Annotated in this window: 18 protein-coding genes; 10 read left to right on the top strand and 8 right to left on the bottom strand. The window is 64.4% G+C overall.

The genetic code is table 11. The features are described 5' to 3' along the window. Window positions 1-8 precede the first annotated feature (8 nt). Window positions 9-1,709 (bottom strand): L-lactate permease, encoded by a 1,701-nt coding sequence (locus tag FHR94_RS08535; protein ID WP_183325222.1) that lies wholly within the window; start codon window positions 1,707-1,709, stop codon window positions 9-11. A 357-nt stretch (window positions 1,710-2,066) separates the two neighbouring features. Between FHR94_RS08535 and FHR94_RS08530 the strand changes: the two genes are divergently transcribed. Then, on the top strand, window positions 2,067-2,774 hold the full coding sequence (locus FHR94_RS08530; protein WP_183325221.1) for a glutathione S-transferase N-terminal domain-containing protein: 708 nt from the start codon (window positions 2,067-2,069) through the stop codon (window positions 2,772-2,774). Window positions 2,775-2,924: 150 nt separating this feature from the next. Further along, entirely contained in the window at window positions 2,925-3,275 is a 351-nt protein-coding gene (locus FHR94_RS08525; protein ID WP_183325220.1) for a phasin family protein, read from the top strand. Between the two features lie 75 nt (window positions 3,276-3,350). On the opposite strand, the gene FHR94_RS08520 is transcribed toward FHR94_RS08525, so the two are convergent. After that, window positions 3,351-3,974, bottom strand: a complete 624-nt coding sequence (locus tag FHR94_RS08520) for a phosphoribosyltransferase (protein WP_183325219.1) — start codon at window positions 3,972-3,974, stop codon at window positions 3,351-3,353. A gap of 473 nt (window positions 3,975-4,447) precedes the next feature. On the opposite strand from FHR94_RS08520, the gene FHR94_RS08515 reads away from it, so the two are divergent. Continuing rightward, window positions 4,448-5,842: a uracil-xanthine permease family protein gene (locus FHR94_RS08515; protein WP_183325218.1), complete on the top strand. Its 1,395-nt coding sequence runs from the start codon at window positions 4,448-4,450 to the stop codon at window positions 5,840-5,842. A 96-nt stretch (window positions 5,843-5,938) separates the two neighbouring features. Here the strand turns inward: FHR94_RS08515 and uraD are convergent, their stop codons facing one another. Further along, the gene (gene uraD / locus FHR94_RS08510) at window positions 5,939-6,463 is read right to left on the bottom strand and encodes a 2-oxo-4-hydroxy-4-carboxy-5-ureidoimidazoline decarboxylase (RefSeq protein ID WP_183325217.1); all 525 of its coding nucleotides are present in this window, start codon (window positions 6,461-6,463) and stop codon (window positions 5,939-5,941) included. Between the two features lie 210 nt (window positions 6,464-6,673). On the opposite strand from uraD, the gene uraH reads away from it, so the two are divergent. The 3 genes from uraH (at window position 6,674) to FHR94_RS08495 (ending at window position 9,157) form a co-directional block, all read left to right on the top strand. Then, entirely contained in the window at window positions 6,674-7,027 is a 354-nt protein-coding gene (gene uraH, locus FHR94_RS08505) for a hydroxyisourate hydrolase (RefSeq protein WP_183325216.1), read from the top strand. Window positions 7,028-7,076: 49 nt separating this feature from the next. Next, entirely contained in the window at window positions 7,077-8,330 is a 1,254-nt protein-coding gene (locus FHR94_RS08500) for a urate hydroxylase PuuD (protein WP_183325215.1), read from the top strand. A 104-nt stretch (window positions 8,331-8,434) separates the two neighbouring features. Next, window positions 8,435-9,157 (top strand): GntR family transcriptional regulator, encoded by a 723-nt coding sequence (locus tag FHR94_RS08495; protein ID WP_183325214.1) that lies wholly within the window; start codon window positions 8,435-8,437, stop codon window positions 9,155-9,157. A 90-nt stretch (window positions 9,158-9,247) separates the two neighbouring features. Here FHR94_RS08495 and FHR94_RS08490 read toward each other — a convergent pair whose 3' ends face one another. The 4 genes from FHR94_RS08490 to FHR94_RS08475 all read right to left on the bottom strand — a co-directional run bounded on the left by FHR94_RS08490 (window position 9,248) and on the right by FHR94_RS08475 (window position 13,990). Continuing rightward, window positions 9,248-10,699 carry an NCS1 family nucleobase:cation symporter-1 gene (locus FHR94_RS08490; protein ID WP_183325382.1) on the bottom strand — a complete coding sequence of 484 codons (1,452 nt, stop codon included), beginning with the start codon at window positions 10,697-10,699 and terminating at the stop codon, window positions 9,248-9,250. Window positions 10,700-10,831: 132 nt separating this feature from the next. Then, a complete protein-coding gene (locus tag FHR94_RS08485; RefSeq protein WP_183325213.1) occupies window positions 10,832-11,626 on the bottom strand; it encodes an aspartate/glutamate racemase family protein in 795 nt (264 codons plus the stop codon). Between the two features lie 93 nt (window positions 11,627-11,719). Beyond that, window positions 11,720-13,114, bottom strand: a complete 1,395-nt coding sequence (locus FHR94_RS08480; RefSeq protein ID WP_221188425.1) for an NCS1 family transporter — start codon at window positions 13,112-13,114, stop codon at window positions 11,720-11,722. Window positions 13,115-13,243: 129 nt separating this feature from the next. Further along, on the bottom strand, window positions 13,244-13,990 hold the full coding sequence (locus FHR94_RS08475; protein ID WP_183325212.1) for an aspartate/glutamate racemase family protein: 747 nt from the start codon (window positions 13,988-13,990) through the stop codon (window positions 13,244-13,246). 357 nt (window positions 13,991-14,347) lie between these two features. Here FHR94_RS08475 and puuE point away from each other — a divergent pair, with 357 nt between their 5' ends. Continuing rightward, window positions 14,348-15,286, top strand: coding sequence for an allantoinase PuuE (puuE, locus tag FHR94_RS08470; RefSeq protein WP_183325211.1), 939 nt, complete (start codon window positions 14,348-14,350; stop codon window positions 15,284-15,286). Between the two features lie 94 nt (window positions 15,287-15,380). On the opposite strand, the gene FHR94_RS08465 is transcribed toward puuE, so the two are convergent. Beyond that, on the bottom strand, window positions 15,381-16,820 hold the full coding sequence (locus FHR94_RS08465; RefSeq protein ID WP_183325210.1) for a YfcC family protein: 1,440 nt from the start codon (window positions 16,818-16,820) through the stop codon (window positions 15,381-15,383). Between the two features lie 227 nt (window positions 16,821-17,047). Here FHR94_RS08465 and FHR94_RS08460 point away from each other — a divergent pair, with 227 nt between their 5' ends. The 3 genes from FHR94_RS08460 (at window position 17,048) to FHR94_RS08450 (ending at window position 19,509) form a co-directional block, all read left to right on the top strand. Beyond that, window positions 17,048-17,911 carry a MurR/RpiR family transcriptional regulator gene (locus FHR94_RS08460; RefSeq protein WP_246389874.1) on the top strand — a complete coding sequence of 288 codons (864 nt, stop codon included), beginning with the start codon at window positions 17,048-17,050 and terminating at the stop codon, window positions 17,909-17,911. Between the two features lie 209 nt (window positions 17,912-18,120). Then, complete coding sequence (locus FHR94_RS08455; RefSeq protein WP_183325209.1) at window positions 18,121-18,954, top strand: bifunctional allantoicase/(S)-ureidoglycine aminohydrolase; 834 nt, start codon at window positions 18,121-18,123, stop codon at window positions 18,952-18,954. A gap of 66 nt (window positions 18,955-19,020) precedes the next feature. Beyond that, a complete protein-coding gene (locus FHR94_RS08450) occupies window positions 19,021-19,509 on the top strand; it encodes an ureidoglycolate lyase (protein WP_183325208.1) in 489 nt (162 codons plus the stop codon). Window positions 19,510-19,534: the final 25 nt, after the last annotated feature.

Below are 19,534 nucleotides of genomic sequence, written 5' to 3'. Positions count from 1 at the left end.
CGGTGTCGTCAGCCCAGCCGCGTCAGCGGATCCCCGAGGCCCAGCAGGTAGATGGCCACTAGGCCGATGAGCCCCGAAGCGACCAGGTAGTAGAGCGTCGGCAGGATCGTCTTGCGAATGGTGATGCCCTCCCGGCCGAGCAGGCCCACGGTGGCCGAGGCGGCCACCACATTGTGGATGGCGATCATGTTGCCCGCCGCCGCCCCGACGGCCTGAAGCGCGACCATCATGGCCGTGGAGACGCCGAGCTGTTCGGCGACGTTGAACTGGAACGCCGAGAGCATGAGGTTGGAGACGGTGTTGGAGCCGGCGATGAAGGCCCCCAGGGCACCAACGGTCGGGGCGAAGAAGGGATAGACGCTGCCTACCCCTTCGGCAACGAAGCGTGCCATGGCCACCGGCATGGAGACCAGGTCGGCGGCGTTGACGCCGGAGTTGATCAGGATGCGCACCATGGGGATGGTGAAGATCAGCACGAAGCCGGCGCCGAGCAAAGTGCGGGTGGACTCGCTGAAAGCCTCCCGAAGCTCGCCGAGACGCATGCGGTGCAGCAGCGCGGTGATCAGCACCACGATCAGCAGGATGCCGCCCGGCAGGTAGAGCGGCTGGAGGCTACCGGAGATCCCGACCTCGCCCAGGATGTTGTTCCAGCCGAGGCTCAGCGAGGTCAGGGCGTCCTTGAGCGGGGCGATGGTGCGTGAGGCGACCAGGAATACCGCCAGCAGCACATAGGGGAACCAGCCCATGAAGGTGGAGATCGGCGTCTTGCCCACGATGTCTTCGGTCTTGATGACCAGTTTGCCGATCCACTCGTCCGGCCAGGCGGTACGCTCTGGGAAGTCCCAGTGATCCTTGGGGATCAGGAAGCCGCGACGGGCCGCCGGCACGACGATGGCCAGGCCGACCATGGCGCCGATCATCGACGGGAATTCCGGTCCCAGCAGGGTCCCGGCCAGGGCGTAGGGCACCACGAAGCAGACGCCGGCGAACAGCGCGAAGGGAGTGATGGATAGGCCTTCCTTCCAGGAACGGTTGGCGCCGAAGAAGCGCACCATGATCACCACCATGAGCAGCGGCATGAGCACGCCGACGATGGCGTGGATGACGGCGACCTCACTGGCGATCAGCTGGAAGTAGTCCGGCCAGCCGGCGCCGCTGGTACCCAGGCGCTCGGTGATCGAGGCACGATCGATGCCGCCGGCGACGCCCACCACGATCGGGGTGCCCACGGCGCCGAAGGACACCGGAGTGGACTGGATCATCATGCCCACCACCACCGCCGCCAGCGCCGGAAAGCCCAGCGCCACCATCAGCGGGGCGGCCACCGCGGCCGGGGTGCCGAAGCCCGAGGCCCCCTCGATGAAGCAGCCGAACAGCCAGGCGACGATGATCGCCTGGACGCGACGGTCGGGACTAATGCCCGAGAAGCCTTTGCGGATCGCGGTAATGCCCCCGGAGTGCTTCAGGGTGTTGAGCAGCAGGATGGCACCGAAGATGATCCACAAGATCGCCGCGGTGAGGATCAACCCCTGGAAGGTCGAGGCCAGCACCCGGGTAAAGGTCATGTCCCAGGCGAACAGGGCGATGACGGCGGTCACCACGAAGACCACCGGCATGGCGACCCGGGCGGCCAGTCGCAGGCCGATCAGCAGCACGCCTGCCAGCAGCAGGGGCGTGAAGGCCAGCAGCGCGAGTGTCGTATTGTGCATTGGAGGAGGCTCCTCTCGTCATAAGGCTGGATGGTTCGTGACGCCAAGCTCGTTCAAGTGCCGTCCTACCGGATCGGCAGCCTCGGCACGATACGACCCCTGGGAGAAAGTCACCACTTAGGGTAAATTGGTATGACCAATAATGAAATGCTGGAAATTCTGTAGGCCTGGCTAAATAGTCCTGTTTTACAATGATTTATTTTGGAGATCCGTGCCGGATAGGCGGAAATGCGCGCTCCCTGATTAGACTAATGGACAAGAATAAGGCGTTTTTTGACGCTCAGGCGAGGCCTTGGCAACGGTCCACAAAGCCTGGCACTATCGAATCACTACCCTTCGCGCACACAAGGAGTCGGCATGTCACGGGTGCTGTATGAACTCTGCGGTATCGAGGAGGGGCTGCGGTTCTCGCCCTTCTGCTGGCGGGTTCGCTACGCGCTGGCGCACAAGGGGCTGGAGGTCGAGACGCGTCCCTGGCGTTTCACCGAGAAGGAGGTCCTGGCCTTCGCCGACCATGACAGGGTGCCGGTGCTCGTCGATGGCGACGAGGTGGTCACCGATAGCTATGCGATCCTGCGCTATCTCGATCGGACCTATCCTGACAACCCCCTGCTGGGCGACGGCCTGGCTGAGGCGCGGGGGCGCTTCTTCAAGCACTATGCCGAGCGTGCGTTGGCTCCGGCCATGCTGCGCACCATCATCATGGACCTGTTCAATGCCGTGCATCCCGATGACCGGGATTATTTCCGCGAGACCCGCGAGAAGCGCTTCGGCCGGACCCTCGAGGAATTCCACTCCCCCGCCAAGGGGCTGGCTCAGCTCGATGCTGCCCTGGACCCGCTACGCGGTAGCCTCTCGGAGGACGACTACCTCGATGGCGATGCCCCGGCTGCGGCCGACTACCTGGTCTTCGGCAACTTCATGTGGGCGCGCTGCGTCTCCAGCGCCGACCTGGTGTCCAATGCCGACCCGGTCTACGCCTGGCTCGAACGCATGCTCGATCAGCATGATGGCCTGGGGCGAAGCGCCATGCGCGTTACCGACATTCAGGGCGCCTATCGCTGAGCCAGCCAGCGTTGACGGTGGCCAGCGGTGCGAGCCGTGAAGCTACCGGCAAACCTGGAGGCGGCGGTATATTGCGACGCACAAGAAGGCCTGCTATAGGTTGCATTGCAGCGCGGAGAGTCCCCCATTCGATGCAGGCGGAGGTAGATGATGAGCGATGCAACGACCGAGAAGGCAACCGAGCAGTTCGAATCCCTGTTTGTGGGTCCCCTGCGGGCCTACGGCTCGCTGAACCTGGAGTACACCGAGAAGCTGATATCCGTTCAGTTCGATGCGGTGCGCGCCATGACCGACATGGGACTGACGCAGGCGCGTGAGTGGCTGACCGTCACCGATGCCGACAGCCTCAAGAAGGTCGTGGAAGATCAGCAGAAGGCCAGCCAGGACATGGGTGAGCGCCTCAAGGGCGATGTCGAGAGGGTCATGACCCTGGGCCAGGAGTATGTCCAGAAGGGGCAAAAACTAGCCGAAGAGAATTTCCAGGCTGCCAGCACACGCTGATCGTCCGGGTGCCCAACGCAGCGCGGGCCGCCACCTCGGGATGGCGGCCCGCTTTGCGTTGGGCGGCCGACGGCATCAACCGTGCTCGTTGCCCAGCAGGTCCATCACCTCGTCGTCGTCGACCTGACCGAAGCTGGCGAAGAACTGGCCCACCGCCCGGAAGTCGCGAGGCGATTCCAAGCACACCACCTCGTCGGCCAGTCGTTCCAGGCGTGAGACGGTCTCGGGGGGTGCCGTGCCGATGGCGGCGATCAATCGCGCGGGCGCCCGCTGTCGCAGGGTGGTCAGGGCCGCGGCCATGGTGGCGCCGGTCGCGCTGCCGTCATCGACCACTACCACGGTGCGTCCATCGGGATCGATGGGCGCCCGGACCGGCGTGTAACGACGTCGCCGCTCCTCGATCAGGGCCCGCTGCTTCTCGATCTCCTCTGTGATGGCCGATTCCCGGAAGTGACTGGCCGCATCCTCCAGCGCTACGCTGCCATCCTCGCTCACCGCGCCGATGGCATACTCGGGGTTCCCCGGCGCTCCCAGCTTCCGTATCAGCACCACGTCCAGCTCTCCTTCGAGCGCATCGGCGATCAGCCGCCCCATGGGGACGCCGCCCCGCGGGATGGCCAGGATCAGCGGATCATGTCCTTTCAGGTGGGTGAGCCGCTCGGCGAGTTGCTCGGCAGCATCATGGCGATCTCGGAACATGGGGGGGTGCTCCTGACAGGGATATTTCGCCTTCAGTGTAGGCCGCCATTCCTCGCACGTGAATTAGGATTCATCAGACCATCCTCAGTCGCACGGGGGTAAAAATTGCATACTTTATAAGGTCTTTAAGTACACAAGTATCTTTCGATCTCCGGCTTTTAGGTCAATCTGGTCTGGGATTGGCCTGTCGAGGCGCAGCGGTGCTCATGGGGGCCAAGGGTGTCTTCCCTGTGAAGGACGAGAAAGGCGATGGCTACTTCGGTGGGCTAGCGACGCGGAGTATAGGGGTGCGCACTTCTAGGGAGGACCCTGGGCAAGAGCGTTTCGGCACAGGCCAAGGGGATACGACGGGAAAAGCAGTAACGCCCGATACTGTGTACGACTTTGTGCCTATTCTCATTTAAAATTGTTAGACAATATGCCAGGGTTGTTTGTATACAAATTCCACAGACAACAACCGCAGTGGGCGAGCCATGCAGACAGACTCCAAGAACACCTCGATCTTCGATTTCCACGGCAGGCCACCGATCCCGAAGGCCTTGCCGCTGTCCCTGCAGCACGTGCTGGCCATGGTGGCCGGTGTCATTACGCCGCCCATCATCATTGCGGGCGTGGTGGGGGCGACGCCGACAGAAAAGCTGCTGTTGATTCAGATCGCGGTGCTGGCCTCCGGGATCTGCACGCTGTTCCACCTCTACGGTGTCTGGAAGTTCGGTGCGCGACTGCCGGCGATCTTCGGCGTGGGCTTTGCCTATGTGCCGACGTTGATTGCGGTAGGCGGCCAGTTCGGCATCGAAGGCATCCTCGGGGCTCAGCTCGTCGGGGGCATCACCATGATGGTGGTGGGCCACTTCATCCAGTATATCCGCCATCTCTTCCCGCCCGTGGTGGCAGGCACCGTGGTGCTGGTGATCGGCCTGTCGCTGTACGACATCGCCATTCGCTACATGGCGGGGAGCGGCAACGTCAATGCGGCGGAGTTCGGTAACCCCATCAACTGGATCGTGGGGCTGGTCACGCTGCTCACGGTGCTAGTGGCCTCCCAGTTCGGCAGGGGCGTGATCAAGCTCTCCGCCATCATGGTCGGGATCCTGGTGGGCTATCTGCTCTCACTGGCCCTGGGCATGGTCAGCTTCGCGTCGGTGGTCGAGGCCCAGTGGATCGCCGTGCCGAAGGTGATGCCCTTCGAGATGGAGTTCCATACCGCCGCCATCGTGTCCATGGTGGTGATCTGCGTGATTAACTCCGTACAGACCATCGGCGACCTGTCGGCCACCACCGTGGGCGGCATGAACCGCGAGCTGAAGACCCGGGAGCTGACCGGCGGATTGCTGGGCAATGGCTTGACCACCGCGGTGAGCGCCTTCTTCGGCGCCCTGCCGACCTCCACGTTCAGTCAGAACGTGGGCATCGTGGCGATGACCAAGGTGATCAGCCGCTACGTGCTGGCCATCGCCGGGCTGTTCATGATCCTGGCCGGCTTGAGCCCCAAGTTCGGCGCCATCATGACCACCATTCCCTATCCGGTGCTGGGCGGGGCCACCATCATCGTGTTCGGCATGATCACCATGACCGGCATCCAGCTGCTGATCAAGGACGAGCTATCCGCCCGCAATATGACCATCGTGGGACTGGCGCTGGCGCTGAGCCTGGGCATTGCCCAGGTCCCATCATCGATCGAGCAATTTCCGGCAATGCTGCAGAACGTGATCGGCGGGGCGCCCATCGTGGTAGCCGCCATCACCGCCTTCGTGCTCAATATCGTGCTGCCCCGCACGTCCCTGGCCGACGAGGCCCGGGAGCGTGAGGCGATCGCCGAGGCGGATGCCGATCAGACCGCCGGTGCTGGGCTCAAGGCCGAGAAGTAAGCCGGCCGAGGGGGCGGGCCTGCCCGCCCCGCGAGCCAAAAAAAGCGCTGCCGGGCCACCCGGCAGCGCTTTGGCGTTATCCGATGCGACGAACGATCAGGCGGTGCGCTCTTCCAGGCGGAAGGCCGCGATGCGGTTGATCTGCTCGATGGCGGTGCGCCGTTCTTCGTCGGGGGCGTTCGGCAGCCGAGCTTCGAAGGCCGCGAGGATGGCATGGCGGTCGCTGCCCTTGACGGCCATCACAAAGGGGAAGCCGAACTTCTCCTTGTAGGCGGCATTGAGACGCTCGAAGCGGGCGAGCTCTTCGGGCGTGCACTGGTCGAGACCCGCACCGGCCTGCTCGCGGCTGGAGTCGTCGGTCAGCTCGCCGGCGATGGCCGCCTTACCGGCGAGGTCCGGGTGAGCGCGGATCACCTCGAGCTGACGCTCGGGGCTGGCCTCGCGCAGCACCTCACCCATCCGCTCGGCCAGGCCCTGCGGGGTGTCCTGCTCCGGGCCCAGGCCACGCTGCCAGGCCAGTTTGGCCACCCAGGGGGAGTGCTCGTAGATGTCGCCGAACTGTTCGATGAAGGCGGCCTGTTCCAGCTGGCTGGGCCGGGGAGAAAGCGTCTTGCTGCTCATGGGGGTTCTCCTTGTTGCGCGGGTGAGGGAGTGACATCGGAGTTGTCAGGGTAGCGATAAAACTGTATACAATAAAGTCTTTGAAATGTGCTCTATTTAGAGCTACAACTGTTCTCTAAAGGACGCGCTCATCCCTGACCCGCGGGCGTACTCGAAGCATGACACTCCCGCCGGCGACGCGTCCGGCACCGATGACAAGAGGAGAAGATAATGGGCTATCTCACCACTCATGTGCTGGATACCTCACTCGGCCTGCCGGGCGAGGGCATCCGCATCGAGGTCTATCGCCTGGAGGGCGGCGAGCGTCAGCGAATCACCGAGGTCGTCACCAATGACGACGGCCGCTGCGATGCCCCCATCCTGGAAGGCGAGGCCTTCACCGTCGGCGAGTACGAGCTGGTCTTCCATGCCGGCGACTACCTGCGTGCCCGGGGCATCGAGGCCGAGGAACCGCGGTTCCTCGATGTGATCCCGCTGCGTTTCGGCGTGGCCGACGCCGGGCAGCACTATCATGTGCCGCTGCTGCTCTCGCCGTATAGCTACTCCACCTACCGCGGCAGCTGAGCCCGCCACTGGATTCACGAGAACAAACAACTCCAACGAGGCCTGACCGATGGAAGCCTACTTTCTGGACTTCGCCAACCTCCTGCTGAGATGGTTGCATGTAATCGCCGCCATCGCTTGGATCGGCGAGTCCATCTATTTCGTGATGCTGGACAATAGCCTGCGTCCGCCCAAGGCGGCGGAAGACAAGCAGAAGGGCGTGTTCGGCGAAATGTGGGCGGTGCATGGCGGCGGCTTCTACCACAATCAGAAGTACGCCACGGCGCCGGCTAAGCTGCCCGAGGACCTGCACTGGTCGTTCTGGAAGGCCTATACCACCTGGCTTTCCGGCTTCGCCCTCTTCGTCAGCCTCTACATGGCCAACCCGAGCTTCTACCTGGTGAACCCGGGCAGTGACTGGGCCTGGGCGGCGAACATGAGCGGCTGGCAGGCCAACCTTGTGGCTCTGCTGTTCCTTGCCGGGGGCTGGGTAGTCTACAACGAGCTGTGCAAGCGCATCAGCCCCGACATGCAGCGCGACGGACTGCTGAGCGTCGCGGTGGCGGTGATGATGGTGGGGGTGGCCTACCTGAGCACCCAGATCTTCTCGGGGCGTGCAGCCTTCCTGCTCACCGGCGCGGTGATGGCCACCGCCATGTCGGCCAACGTCTTCTTCTGGATCATCCCCGGGCAGCGCCGCATGGTGAAGGCCATGAAGGCTGGCGAGACGCCGAACCCCATCGACGGCAAGCGGGGCAAGCAGCGGTCGGTGCACAACACCTACTTCACGCTGCCGGTGGTGCTGCTGATGCTCAGCAACCACTACTCCTTCACCTACACCCATGAATTGTCCTGGGTGATCATGTCGCTATTCATCTTCGCCGGTGCCCTGATTCGTCAGTTCTTCGTGCTGATGCACGCCGGCGAGATCAAGCCGGCCTACCCGGCCTCGGGCGTGGTCCTGATCCTGGTGGCGGTGTGGATCGGCGCCCCTAGCGGCAATAACGGGGTGGCCACTGCTAGCACCGAGGCGCCCGCGGCCACTGCGGAGGCGCCGGCCGCCACCGAGACGGTGGCCCAGGACGGGGCGCTCGAGGAGGTACACGCCATCATCACCGAGCGCTGCGTGTCCTGCCATGCCCAGAACCCCGAGCATGCCGGTTTCGCCGCCGCCCCGGCCGGGGTGATCCTGGAAACCGAGGGCCAGCTGCAGCGACAGGCCGAGCTGATCAAGCAGGTGGTGGCGAGTGGCTACATGCCTCTGGGCAACAGCACCGGCATGACCGACGAGGAGCGCGCGCTCATCGCCGACTGGCAGGAGTGAGGCGTGCGCCGAGGCGGGGCGGACGGGATTAGCGTGCATTGCTCTCCTTCCTGTATACAATGGTCGGTGTCGATCATGTTGTACTCGAGGAAGAGGGGGCCTTCATGAACCAGGTCGAACGCAAGCCCGCCGGTCCTCGGCGGGGCAAGAACGGCGACGGGGCCGAACGCCACGAGGCGATCCACCGTTCGATCAGCGACGCCATCATCGAGCATCGGCTCAAGCCGGGGGCCCGGTTGCGCGAGGATGCGTTGGCCGAGGTGTTCGGCGTCAGCCGTACCGGCATCCGCAAGATCCTGCAGCGTCTGGCCCTGGAGCAGCTGGTCACCCTGACACCGCGACGCGGGGCCAGCGTGACGCGCCCCACCGCCGATGAGGCCAAGGACGTCTTCGATGCCCGCCAGATGATCGAGTGCGGCCTGATGCCTGAGGTCGCGCGCCGTATCAGCGCAGACGACCTCGAGGCGCTGCGCGACATAGCCCGTCGCGAGCGCGAGGCGCTCAAGGCCGGCGAGCAGAGCGTGGCCATCAAGCTCTCCGCGGCCTTCCATGGCCGGCTGGCGTACATCTCCGGCAATGCTACCCTGGCCGAATTCGTCGAGCGGCTCTGCTTTCGCTCCTCGCTGATCCTTGCCGTCTATGGCAATGCCGGGCATCTGGGCTGTGAGTCCCATGATCACGAAGATCTGATCGGCTACCTGGAGCGGGGCGAGGGAGAACGCGCCCAGGCCTTCATGAGCCGCCATCTCAAGGCCATCGAGGCCTCGCTGTCCATCCATGCCGAAGAGGACGAGGCCCCGGACCTGTTCGAGATCTTCTCCGGCTAGACGGTGTCCGCAGTGTGTTCGTTCACGCCCTGCGCCCCGAGCCATCGACTCGGGGCGCAGGGCGTTGTTGCCTGGTCTTGTCTGAGAGGTTCAGGAATGGGCCGTGACTGGCTGGCGCTGCCCCTTCATCAGCAGATAGTAGAAGAGCCCGCCCAGCGCGGCGCCGATCAGCCAGGCATAGCCGCCGAGGGCCTCCAGCGCCGGGACCCAGACCGAAGAGATCGAGAACATCGCGGCCAGGGCGAAGGCACCGATGGCCCGCTTGTTCCAGCCCTTCAGGTAATAGTAGGCCCCATCCGGGTCGGCGGAGAACATGTCCTGGATGTTCAGCCGCTGGCGCTTCACCAGATAGTAGTCCACCACGATGATGCCGTAGAAGGGCGCCACGACGGCCCCCAGGGCATTGACGAAGCCGGCGATGCCGATCTGGCTGATCACCGAGACCCACAGCGCTCCGACGAAGAAGGCCACCACGGCGGTGATCAGCCCGCCGATGCGGAAGCTGATCCGGCGCGGGAAGAGGTTGGCCAGGTCGTAGGCCGGTGGGATGAAGTTGGCGACCAGGTTAATGCCCACGGTGGCGGCGAAGAAGGTGACCGCGGCGATGATGGTCAGTGGCAGGGAGTCGACTCGCTCGATGATGTCCGAGGGGTTGGTCAGGGTCTCGCCGAACAGCGCCAGGGTGCCGGCGGTGATGATCAGGGCGATGAACGAGAAGAAGGCCACGTTGAGTGGCAGGCCCAGCAGGTTGCCCAGCTTCATCTGCTTCTCGCTCTTCACGAAACGGGTGAAGTCGCCGAAGTTGATCACCACGGCGGCGAAGTAGGCGATCATGGTGCCGGTGATCGCCAGGAAGGCGCCAATCGCGCTGCCTTCATATTCGCTGCTGCCGCTGAAGATGGTGCTTACCGCGGGCAACAGCTCGCTGCCGGCCTGGAACCAGACGATGAGCATCAGGGCGATCATCACCACATAGACCATGGGGCCGGCCCAGTTGAGGAAGTGCTTGATCCGTTCAATGCCCTGCCAGAAGAGCGCCATCTGGAAGATCCAGACGATCACGAAGGACACCCAGCCCACGGCCGACATGCCCAGCCAGGATCCGCCGGGATCGCCGATGAGCGCAGTGATCAGTAGCGCCACCGCCGTGGAGGCGAAGTAGGTCTGCACCCCGTACCAGAAGATACCGATGATGGCACGCAGCATGGCCGGGAAGTTGGCCCCGCGTACCCCCATGCTGGATCGGATCATCACCGGGAAGGGCACGCCGTACTTGACGCTGGGCTTGCCGGTCAGGTTGACCAGCACCATGACCACGAAGCCGGCGAGGATGATCGCCGCCATCACCGCCCAGCCGTTAAGGCCGTAGGAGATGAATAGCGAGGCGGCCAGGGTATAGCCGAACAGGCTCTGGATGTCGTTCGACCAGACGTTGAAGATCTCGAACCAGCCCCAGTTGCGGTCGCGTTTCTTGATCGGTGCCAGGTCGTCGTTGTAGAGGGTCGAGTCGATGTGGCGGATTTCCAGTTCTTGGTCCGTCATGTCCGTCATGGGAATGGCCCTGCTTTTCGTTGTTGGGATACTCTCCCGGTCGGGGTCGCGGGTCCCTGGAAGGGCGGTAATATTCACAGTGTAGGCCGGCCCGCTGCGGCGTCCGTGCGGGCCGGTGCTCGGCTACTCGCTTCGAATGGTTTCGACGGCCGCCCGGGCGGCGGCATTGACGGCGACCACCAGCGGGACCTCGAAGCCGGGCTGCAGCCGCAGGGCGGAAGCCGACAGCGGGCCACCGCCCATGATCACGGCCTGGGCCCCGTCTTCGTCGATGGAGGCCTGCACCGCCTCAGCCAGGGCGGCGTCGAGGGCCTCGGGTGATTGCACCAACTCGGTGGGGTCGCCGGGAGTAACCCTGACTCCCCGGTAAAGAGGCTCGTAGCCGAGGGACGCGGCCTTCTGCCGGAACGATTCGATGAGCGCCTCGTCGGGGGTCACGGTGACGATGCCGAACTCGCGGCCACCTCGTGCGGCCTCGTGGAAGACCTCCTCGCCGATCCCGAACACCGGGATATCGACCTCGGCTCGCAGTTCCTCGAGCCCGGGATCGCTGAAGGCCGAGACGATGATGGCGGCGACCCGCTCATCACGGGCTGCCTCGACGCCGATGGCGACGACGCCTGGCCTGGCTTCCACCATGTCCTGGGGCGTGGTCAGCAGCGCCGGGGCGCCGGTGTTGCTGCGTTCAATGACGGTCGCCACGCCCTCGGTCTCGAGTCGAGCCAGGTCGGCCATCGAGCGGGTGGCAGCGGTGTTGGAGTTGGGGTTGATCAGCACGATGGCGCGGGTGGTCTCGGTGGCCTGCGAGCTACTCGCCTGACCCTCGCCGGCCTGGATGAAGGAGGCGAACAGGCAAGCGCCCAGCAGGCCGCAGGTGGCCAGGGTGCGTCGTGCGGTGAGGAACGGGAAGATAGACATGATCGGGAGTCTCCGTCGCTTGTCGTTGTTGTCGGGGAGTGTCGTCGGGGAGGACGCTGCGGCGCCCCGGAGCCATCCGGGGCGCCATCGCGATCAGTGACTGAAGCGCTGGCAGGGCGCCCAGGTCTTCATCAGCAGCAGGTAGGTCAGGCCGGCCGGGATCAGGCTGGCGTACCAGGACACGGACGAGAAGGTCAGGGCGGCGACGATACCCACAACAGTGGCGATCAGAGCCGCCGGGTTGACGCCACGATAGGGGCCCTGCTCGTCATAAAGCTTGCCGAGGTCCAGGGTGCGGCGGCGGATCAGGAAGTAATCCACCACCAGAATGGCGAAGATCGGTCCCAGGAAGGCGGAGTAGGTCTGTACGAAGAGTTGCAGGCCGTCGGCGGAATCCGGTTGCACCAGCTTCCAGGGGAAGGTGGCGAAGGCCAGCAGGCCGACCAGCACGGTGGCGGTGCGGAACTTCATCTTGAACACGTCCATCAGCACATAGGTCGGCGGCACCACGTTGTTGAGCACGTTGGTGGTGACCTGGGCGAAGGCGATGAACAGCAGGGTGGCCATCAGCAGCGGGGTGTTGTCCACGGCGTTGGTGAACACCTGGATGGGGTCGGCGGTGCCGGTGGCCTCGGAGACCATGAAGCCGATCAGACCCATGAACAGGGTGCAGGGCAGGATCGACATGGCATAGATGGTGGTCAGCAGGCTCGTGCCGGTGCCGTGCTTATGTTCCCGGGCATAGTCGCTGACATTGAGCATCATGGTGCTGTAGATGCCCAGGAACAGCATGGTGGCGCCCCAGAAGGGCAGGCCCCAGGAGCCTTCCATGGTCAGCAGGTTGGCGGAGAGCTCATCGCCGTAGCGCTGCACCGTGGCATAGAACATGTAGGTGAGGGACGCCAGGATGAAGGCACTGCCGATGTTCTCCAGCCACTTGATGCCCTGGAAGCCCATCACCGACAGGGCGATCTGAAGCAGCTGGAAGGTGATGAAGTAGAACACCAGGTTATCGAAGCCGAACAGGGTCGCCGAGACCATGTTCAGGGCACCGGCGCCGATCCAGCTCTGGAAGCCGTACCAGACGATGGCGGGCACCGCCCGCACCAGGCCCGGCAGACGGGTGCCGGCGAAGCCGAAGGCGCTGCGCGCCTGGACCATGAAGGGAATGCCGTACTTGTAGCCGGCGGCGCCGTTCAGGGCCAGGGCGATACCGATCACGAAGCAGCCGATAGCGATGGCCACCGTGGCCTGGATCAGGTTGAGAGTGCCGACCACGCTGGAGCCCATGGCGAAGGTGCCGATGGAGACGCAGCCGCCGAACCAGGCCAGGAAATAGGAGGCGCGCCCCATGATCCGGGTCTGCTGGGGCGCCAGGGATTCCTGGCCGGGGGCCTTGTGGCCCGAGCTGGCCTCCGGGGGTGCGGTGCCGGCCGGGATGGCCGTGGTGGCCGTGGTGGCCGGAGTGTGGCGAGTGGAATTGCTCATCTCGGTGTCCTCGCAAGTGTCTGCTTGACTTGTGGTTATCTCCAGGGCCAGGCCCTGGGGGTAGCTTGCGGCTTAGCGTGCGCCTGTGGCGTCTTGTGGTTATTCATGGATACGCAGGAAGCGTGTCGGTCAACGGCCGGGCTGCAGATTCGAGAAGCGCTCGAAGTTGCCGATGAAGGGCTTGGGGCGGGGATAGGCCAGGTCGCCATGCTTGCTGGTGCCGAGTCCCAGACCGACCAGTGCCTCAGCGAGCTTGACCGCCGCGGTCACGCCCTCCACCACCGGCAGGCCGACCGCCTCACCGATCTCATCGGTGAGGTCGGCCATGCCGCCGCAGCCCAGCACGATGGCCCCCACGCCATCCTCGTCGCGGGCGCGCCGGCACTCCGCGATGAGGCGCTCGAGGGCGGCGTCGCCGTTCTCCTCCAGGTCCAGCACCGGGATCTCGGCGGCCCGTACCCGCCGGCAGTGATGGCGGAAGCCATACTGGTCCAGCAGGTGCTCGGCGATGATGCCGGTACGGCCTAAGGTGGTGACGACCGAGAAGCGGGTGCTGATCAAGGTCGCGATATGGAAGGCCGCCTCGGCGATGCCGATCACCGGGGCCCGGGTCAGTTCCCGTGCGGCCAGCAGCCCCGGGTCGCCGAAGCAGGCGATCACATAGGCATCGGCGTCGTCACGCTCGCCGGCCAGCACTTCCTCCAGCACGCCCACGGCGCTGATCGCCTCGTCGAAGTGACTCTCGATGGAGACCGGGCCGTGGGCCGGCTGGGTGGCACTGATGCGGGTCCCCGGTGAGGCGATGCGTGTAGCCGCCTCGCCGATGGTGGCCGTCATGCCGGCGGTGGTGTTGGGGTTGATCACACGGATATGCATGGGAAGGCTCCAGAAGGAGGATGTGTGGCGATCTTTGTACACAAAATAGATCTATTTTGTTCATGAGGCAAGGTGGTGGTGGGTGGGCAGCAAAGCAACGCCAGTGCCTTGAATACTCAGGCCTTCTCCGTGTTTGGCGGGAAAATGACCGCTTTTTTTAGGCTTATACCTTGGTCTAGTCTCCATGAAAGCCTCATTATGAGACCATTTTAATATTGTATTGTATACAATATTGGCGAGCCCGGCTTGCTTGCAGCCGGGGTGAAGACATTCTATCTTTTCTTTGTATACATAAAGGTGGCCGCTCCTGTCGCTGCATGCTGGTGGCCCCTGACCGATAATCACCAGGACGATGCCATGAATCCGACGCCACACGCTGACTACCCCCGCGACCTGATCGGCTACGGCCGCACCCCGCCCCATGCCAACTGGCCCGGCCGGGCGCGGATTGCCGTCCAGTTCGTGCTCAACTACGAGGAGGGAGGCGAGAACTGCGTGCTGCATGGGGACGCGGGCTCCGAGCAGTTCCTTTCCGAGATCATCGGCGCGCCGGCCTTTCCCGACCGCCACCTGAGCATGGAGTCGATTTACGAGTACGGCTCGCGCGTCGGGGTATGGCGGGTCCTGCGTGAATTCGAGCGGCGCGGCCTGCCGCTGACGGTGTTCGGCGTGGCCATGGCGCTGGAGCGTCATCCCGAGGTGGCGCATGCCTTCAAGGAACTGGGCCACGAGGTGGCCTGCCACGGCTATCGCTGGATCCACTATCAGGAGGTGCCCGAGCATGTCGAGCGCGAGCACATGCAGCGGGCCATCGAAATCTTTGAATCGCTCTACGGCGAGAAGCCATTAGGCTGGTATACCGGTCGTGACAGCCCCAACACCCGTCGCCTGGTGCTGGACGAAGGCGGCTTCCTCTACGACAGCGACTACTACGGCGACGACCTGCCGTTCTGGACCCGCGAGGCGGACAGCCAAGGCCACGAGCATGACCACCTGATCGTGCCCTATACCCTGGACAGCAACGACATGCGCTTCGCCGCCCCCCAGGGCTTCAACACCGCGGATCACTTCTTTACTTACCTGCGCGATGCCTTCGACGTCCTCTACGCGGAAGGGGAAGAATCGCCGAAGATGCTCTCCGTGGGCCTGCACTGCCGGCTCATCGGGCGCCCGGGCCGCTTCCGCGCCCTACAGCGCTTCCTCGACCATATCGAGGCCCACGACCGGGTGTGGGTGACCCGCCGCGTGGATATCGCGCGGCACTGGATGGAGCATCATCCGGCGCCAGCGCGCTGAGGCTCAGGGAATGATGTCACCCTGGAAGACGAGCAGACCCCGCTCGGACGAGCCGGGCAGGGTCTGGTGGGGGCGTGGGGTTCGGTCTAGGCGATCAGCCGACCCACTGGGTGGCCTGGGCAAAGGCGAGGAAGCCCATGGAGATCAGCACCCAGACGCAGAACAGCGGGAAGAAGAACTTTACCCATTTCTGCCAGGGCACACCGGCGATGGCCAGGGTGGCCATGAAGTAGCCGGAGGTCGGGAAGAGGATGTTGCCGACCCCGTCACCGAGCTGGTAGGCCAGCACTGCGGTCTGGCGGGTCACGCCGATCAGGTCGGAGAGCGGCGCCATGATCGGCATGGTGACCAGCGCCTGGCCGCTGCCGGAGGGCACCACGAAGTTGAAGGCCAACTGGGAGAAATACATGCCGATGGCCGACAGCAGGGTGGGCAGTTCACCGACGAGGTTGCCCAGGCCGAAGACGAGGGTATCCATGATCTGGCCATCCTCAAGCACCACGGCCACGCCGCGGGCCACACCGGCGATCATGGCGCCGACGAGCACGTCGCGAAAGCCCTTGTTGAAAGCTTCGCAGATGCTCTCGGTGGTCAGGCCGGCGATCAGGCCGACGACGATGCCCATGACGATGAACAGACCGGCCATCTCCATCATGAACCAGCCCTGGCGCAGCACGCCGTAGACCAGCAGGCCGAAGAAGGCGAAGGTGGCGATGGCGGCCAGCTTCTGGCGGCCGTTGGCCATCAGGGCCCCTTCGTCGGTGGCATGCTGGTAGAGCGAGCGCTTCTTGGCCTCGTCTTCGTCACCGGCCATCAGGCTCAGTTCGGGGCTGGCCTGGACCTTGCGAGCATAGCGCATCACGAAATAGATCCCCGCGCCCAGCACGATGGCGAAGGCGGCGGCCCGCAGGCCGAAGCCGGAGTAGAGCGGCAGGTTGGAGAGTTGCTGCCCCAGCCCGGTATTGATCGGGTTGAGGATGCCGGTGGTGAAGCCCGCTGTGGTGGCACACAGCGCCACGGCGGCGGCGGTCATCGAGTCGAAGCGCAGGGCGATCATCAGTGGCAGGATGACTGGCACATAGACCAGTGCCAGCTCCTGGGTGCCAATAATGGTGGCGACCACGGCGAACACCGTCATCAGCACGGGGATCATCAGCAGGCTTCGGCCGGCAAACTGGCGGCTGAGCTTGTCGACGCCGATCTCGATGATACCGGTGCGCCGCAACACCATGAACATGCCGCCGATCATGAAGGTGAAGAATACCACCTCGCCGGCACTCATCAGGCCATTGGGTATCGCCAGCATGAAGTCGACGATGCCGGTCGGGCTGGGCTCGACGAACTGGAAGGACTCGGCATCGATGGTGATGCGCCCCGCGGGGCCGGGGATCCGCTCGAATTCGCCGGCCGGCACGAAATGGGTCGCCACCGCCGCGATGGCGATGAAGACGAACAGAATGACGTAGATATGCGGAATCTGCCAATGGCGCCGCTTGGCGCTGGTGGCCTGGGTGGTGTCGGAGGGTTGGGACATGGTGTGCCTCGTGTTGTTGTTGGCGGTGTCGCTATAGTGGAGCGGCGCCGAAGCGCCCCGGCCGCGGTTGGCGCCGCGGGAAGGATCGAGGCCGGGGGGAAGTTGCCTGGGGCGGCCATCCGTCGATGGGGATACCGACAGGGGCGGTCGTCGACTGGCCTGGTGATACGAGTGGCGCCTGACGGGGCAATGTTCCGTCTGCGCCCTGAACAGGGGGAGAGTTTTTCTTGCGGACGCAACAGACCGACATGAGGCCGCACATCGGCCAGCGAATCTCGGCGCAGTATGCCGACCTGACCACCCAGGAGCAGCGGGTGGCGGCCTTCATCCTCGACCACTTCGATGACCTGGCGGTCTACAGTGCGGCCGATCTCTCCCGCTTGACGGGCGTCTCCAAGTCCACGGTCAGCCGCCTGTTCAAGCGTCTCGGATTCGAGAGTTTCCAGGCCGTGAAGCGCCATGCGCGCGAGTTGCGCAGCAAGGGCGTGCCGCTGGTCACCGACCCCGAGGCCATGGCGGGAAACGGGGAGCGTTTCAAGCGCCACCACGAGCGTGAGCGGCAGAACCTGCGCAGCGCCCTGGAGGGCCTTGAGCCGCAGACCTTCGAGGCCGTCGTGGCGGGACTGGATCGCGCGCGACGGGTAGTGCTCGTCGGCTTTCGCAACAGCTACCCGCTGGCCATTCATTTCCGGCAGCAACTGATTCAGGCGCGCGGCGGGGTCAGTCTCGCCCCCGAGCCCAACCAGTCGCTGGCCGAGGAGCTGGTGGAGCTGGGCGAAGACGACTTGGTCGTGCTGTTCGGATTTCGTCGCCGCCCGAGCGGATTCGACGCCCTGGTGAACGAGCTGGCGTTCATGCCGTGCCATGTGCTGCTGATCGCCGATGCCACGGCCAGTGGCTTCGCCGAGCAGGTGGACTGGTGGATGGAGTGTCCGATCGACAGTGTCTCCGCCTTCGACAGCTATGCCAGTGCCATGAGCCTGATCAGCCTGCTTGCCAATGGGGTCCTGCACCACCGGCTCGCTCAGGGGCGCGCCCGTATCGATGCGGTGAGCGAGCTCTATCACAGGCTCGACGAACTGTCGCCCTGAGAGGCTGATCCCGCTGCTGGTGGTGCCTGCTCCGGACCACGTCACTGCCCCGGATAAGCGTCGAGGATTCATGGCTGGACTCGATTCTTGTTCACGAATGAAACGAAAGTTTCTAGACACCGTACTCTTGAGACGTTAGTTTCACAAGTAGGATCAATACGGTTTTTTGGCCTGTCGTAAGGTCAGAGGTGCATATGAAGGATGGGATCATGAAGACAAGAAACTACTACGCCCCCACCGGGGGGCATCCGCCCCAGACCCAGCTGCTCTCCGACCGGGCGGTATTCACCGAGGCCTACGCCGTCATTCCCAAGGGAGTGTTCGGCGACATCGTCACCAGCAACCTGCCGTTCTGGGAGAAGACCCGGCTATGGGTGCTGGCGCGCCCGCTCTCCGGCTTCGCCGAGACCTTCTCCCAGTACCTCATGGAGGTCTCCCCGGGTGGTGGCAGTGAGAAGCCCGAGCTCGATCCCGAAGCCGAAGGGGTGCTCTTCGTGGTGGAGGGCGAGATGACCCTGACGCTTGCCGGCGAGCGCTATCGCCTGGTGCCCGGCGGCTATGCCTTCCTCCCGCCGGGCAGCGACTGGCGGGTGCGCAACGACGCGGATGCCCCGGTGCGCTTCCACTGGGTGCGCAAGGCCTACGAGGCGGTCGAGGGGATCGAGGTGCCGGAGGCCTTCGTGGTCAACGAGAACGACATCGCCCCGACCCCCATGCCCGACACCGACGAGCGCTGGGCCACCACCCGCTTCGTCGACCCGGCCGACGTGCGCCATGACATGCACGTCAACATCGTCACCTTCCAGCCCGGCGCGGTGATCCCCTTCGACGAGACCCACGTCATGGAGCACGGTCTCTATGTGCTGGAGGGCAAGGCGGTCTACCACCTCAACCAGGACTGGGTGGAGGTCGAGGCCGGCGACTTCATGTGGCTGCGCGCCTTCTGTCCCCAGGCCTGCTATGCGGGAGGGCCGGGGCCGTTCCGCTACTTGCTCTATAAGGACGTCAATCGCCACGCCGCGCTGCGTCTGTGGAGCCGCTGACCCAACTCCGGTCTGAGGAGCGCCAGGTAAGCCCCGATTGTTGGCAGTTCTGTTTTGGAGACTGACATGCTGGAACTAAAAGCCGAGCCGCTGACGCCCGAGGCCTTCGCCCCCTTCGGTGAGGTCATCGATACGCGCACGGCGGACTGGTTTCCCATCAACGCCGGGCGCACTCGGCGCTATCACGACCTGGCGAGGGTCGAGGCCCATGGGGAGGGTGCCAGAACGCTGATTAGCATCTTCGTCAGCCAGCCCGTCGAGGTGCCGCTGGAGCTCGACTTCCTGGAGCGCCACCCGCTGGGCAGCCAAGCCTTCATGCCGCTCCATGACGAGCGATTTCTCGTCGTGGTGGCGCCACCAGGCGATCAGGTCGATCCCGCCGAGGTGCGCGCCTTCGTCACCGACGGCCGCCAAGGGGTCAACTACCATGCCGGCACCTGGCATGCCATCCAGTCGGTGCTGGAGCGGGAAGGGGAGTTTTTGGTCGTCGACCGGGGCGGTCCCGGCGACAACTGTGACGAATACTCACTCCCGATACGGGTGACTCTGGCCTGATTGGCCGAGACGATCACTATGGGGG

The organism is Halomonas cerina, from assembly GCF_014192215.1.
Classification (GTDB): domain Bacteria; phylum Pseudomonadota; class Gammaproteobacteria; order Pseudomonadales; family Halomonadaceae; genus Halomonas; species Halomonas cerina.
The sequence above is the reverse complement of the archived record's forward strand: the minus strand, read 5'-3'. Positions and strand labels throughout refer to the sequence as shown.

Bases quoted from the DNA above. Each gene is read 5' to 3' on its own strand.
- FHR94_RS08535 (WP_183325222.1), bottom strand. From the start codon at position 1,709: ATGCACAATACGACACTCGCGCTGCTGGCCTTCACGCCCCTGCTGCTG.
- FHR94_RS08530 (WP_183325221.1), top strand. From the start codon at position 2,067: ATGTCACGGGTGCTGTATGAACTCTGCGGTATCGAGGAGGGGCTGCGG.
- FHR94_RS08525 (WP_183325220.1), top strand. From the start codon at position 2,925: ATGAGCGATGCAACGACCGAGAAGGCAACCGAGCAGTTCGAATCCCTG.
- FHR94_RS08520 (WP_183325219.1), bottom strand. From the start codon at position 3,974: ATGTTCCGAGATCGCCATGATGCTGCCGAGCAACTCGCCGAGCGGCTC.
- FHR94_RS08515 (WP_183325218.1), top strand. From the start codon at position 4,448: ATGCAGACAGACTCCAAGAACACCTCGATCTTCGATTTCCACGGCAGG.
- uraD (WP_183325217.1), bottom strand. From the start codon at position 6,463: ATGAGCAGCAAGACGCTTTCTCCCCGGCCCAGCCAGCTGGAACAGGCC.
- uraH (WP_183325216.1), top strand. From the start codon at position 6,674: ATGGGCTATCTCACCACTCATGTGCTGGATACCTCACTCGGCCTGCCG.
- FHR94_RS08500 (WP_183325215.1), top strand. From the start codon at position 7,077: ATGGAAGCCTACTTTCTGGACTTCGCCAACCTCCTGCTGAGATGGTTG.
- FHR94_RS08495 (WP_183325214.1), top strand. From the start codon at position 8,435: ATGAACCAGGTCGAACGCAAGCCCGCCGGTCCTCGGCGGGGCAAGAAC.
- FHR94_RS08490 (WP_183325382.1), bottom strand. From the start codon at position 10,699: ATGACGGACCAAGAACTGGAAATCCGCCACATCGACTCGACCCTCTAC.
- FHR94_RS08485 (WP_183325213.1), bottom strand. From the start codon at position 11,626: ATGTCTATCTTCCCGTTCCTCACCGCACGACGCACCCTGGCCACCTGC.
- FHR94_RS08480 (WP_221188425.1), bottom strand. From the start codon at position 13,114: ATGAGCAATTCCACTCGCCACACTCCGGCCACCACGGCCACCACGGCC.
- FHR94_RS08475 (WP_183325212.1), bottom strand. From the start codon at position 13,990: ATGCATATCCGTGTGATCAACCCCAACACCACCGCCGGCATGACGGCC.
- puuE (WP_183325211.1), top strand. From the start codon at position 14,348: ATGAATCCGACGCCACACGCTGACTACCCCCGCGACCTGATCGGCTAC.
- FHR94_RS08465 (WP_183325210.1), bottom strand. From the start codon at position 16,820: ATGTCCCAACCCTCCGACACCACCCAGGCCACCAGCGCCAAGCGGCGC.
- FHR94_RS08455 (WP_183325209.1), top strand. From the start codon at position 18,121: ATGAAGACAAGAAACTACTACGCCCCCACCGGGGGGCATCCGCCCCAG.
- FHR94_RS08450 (WP_183325208.1), top strand. From the start codon at position 19,021: ATGCTGGAACTAAAAGCCGAGCCGCTGACGCCCGAGGCCTTCGCCCCC.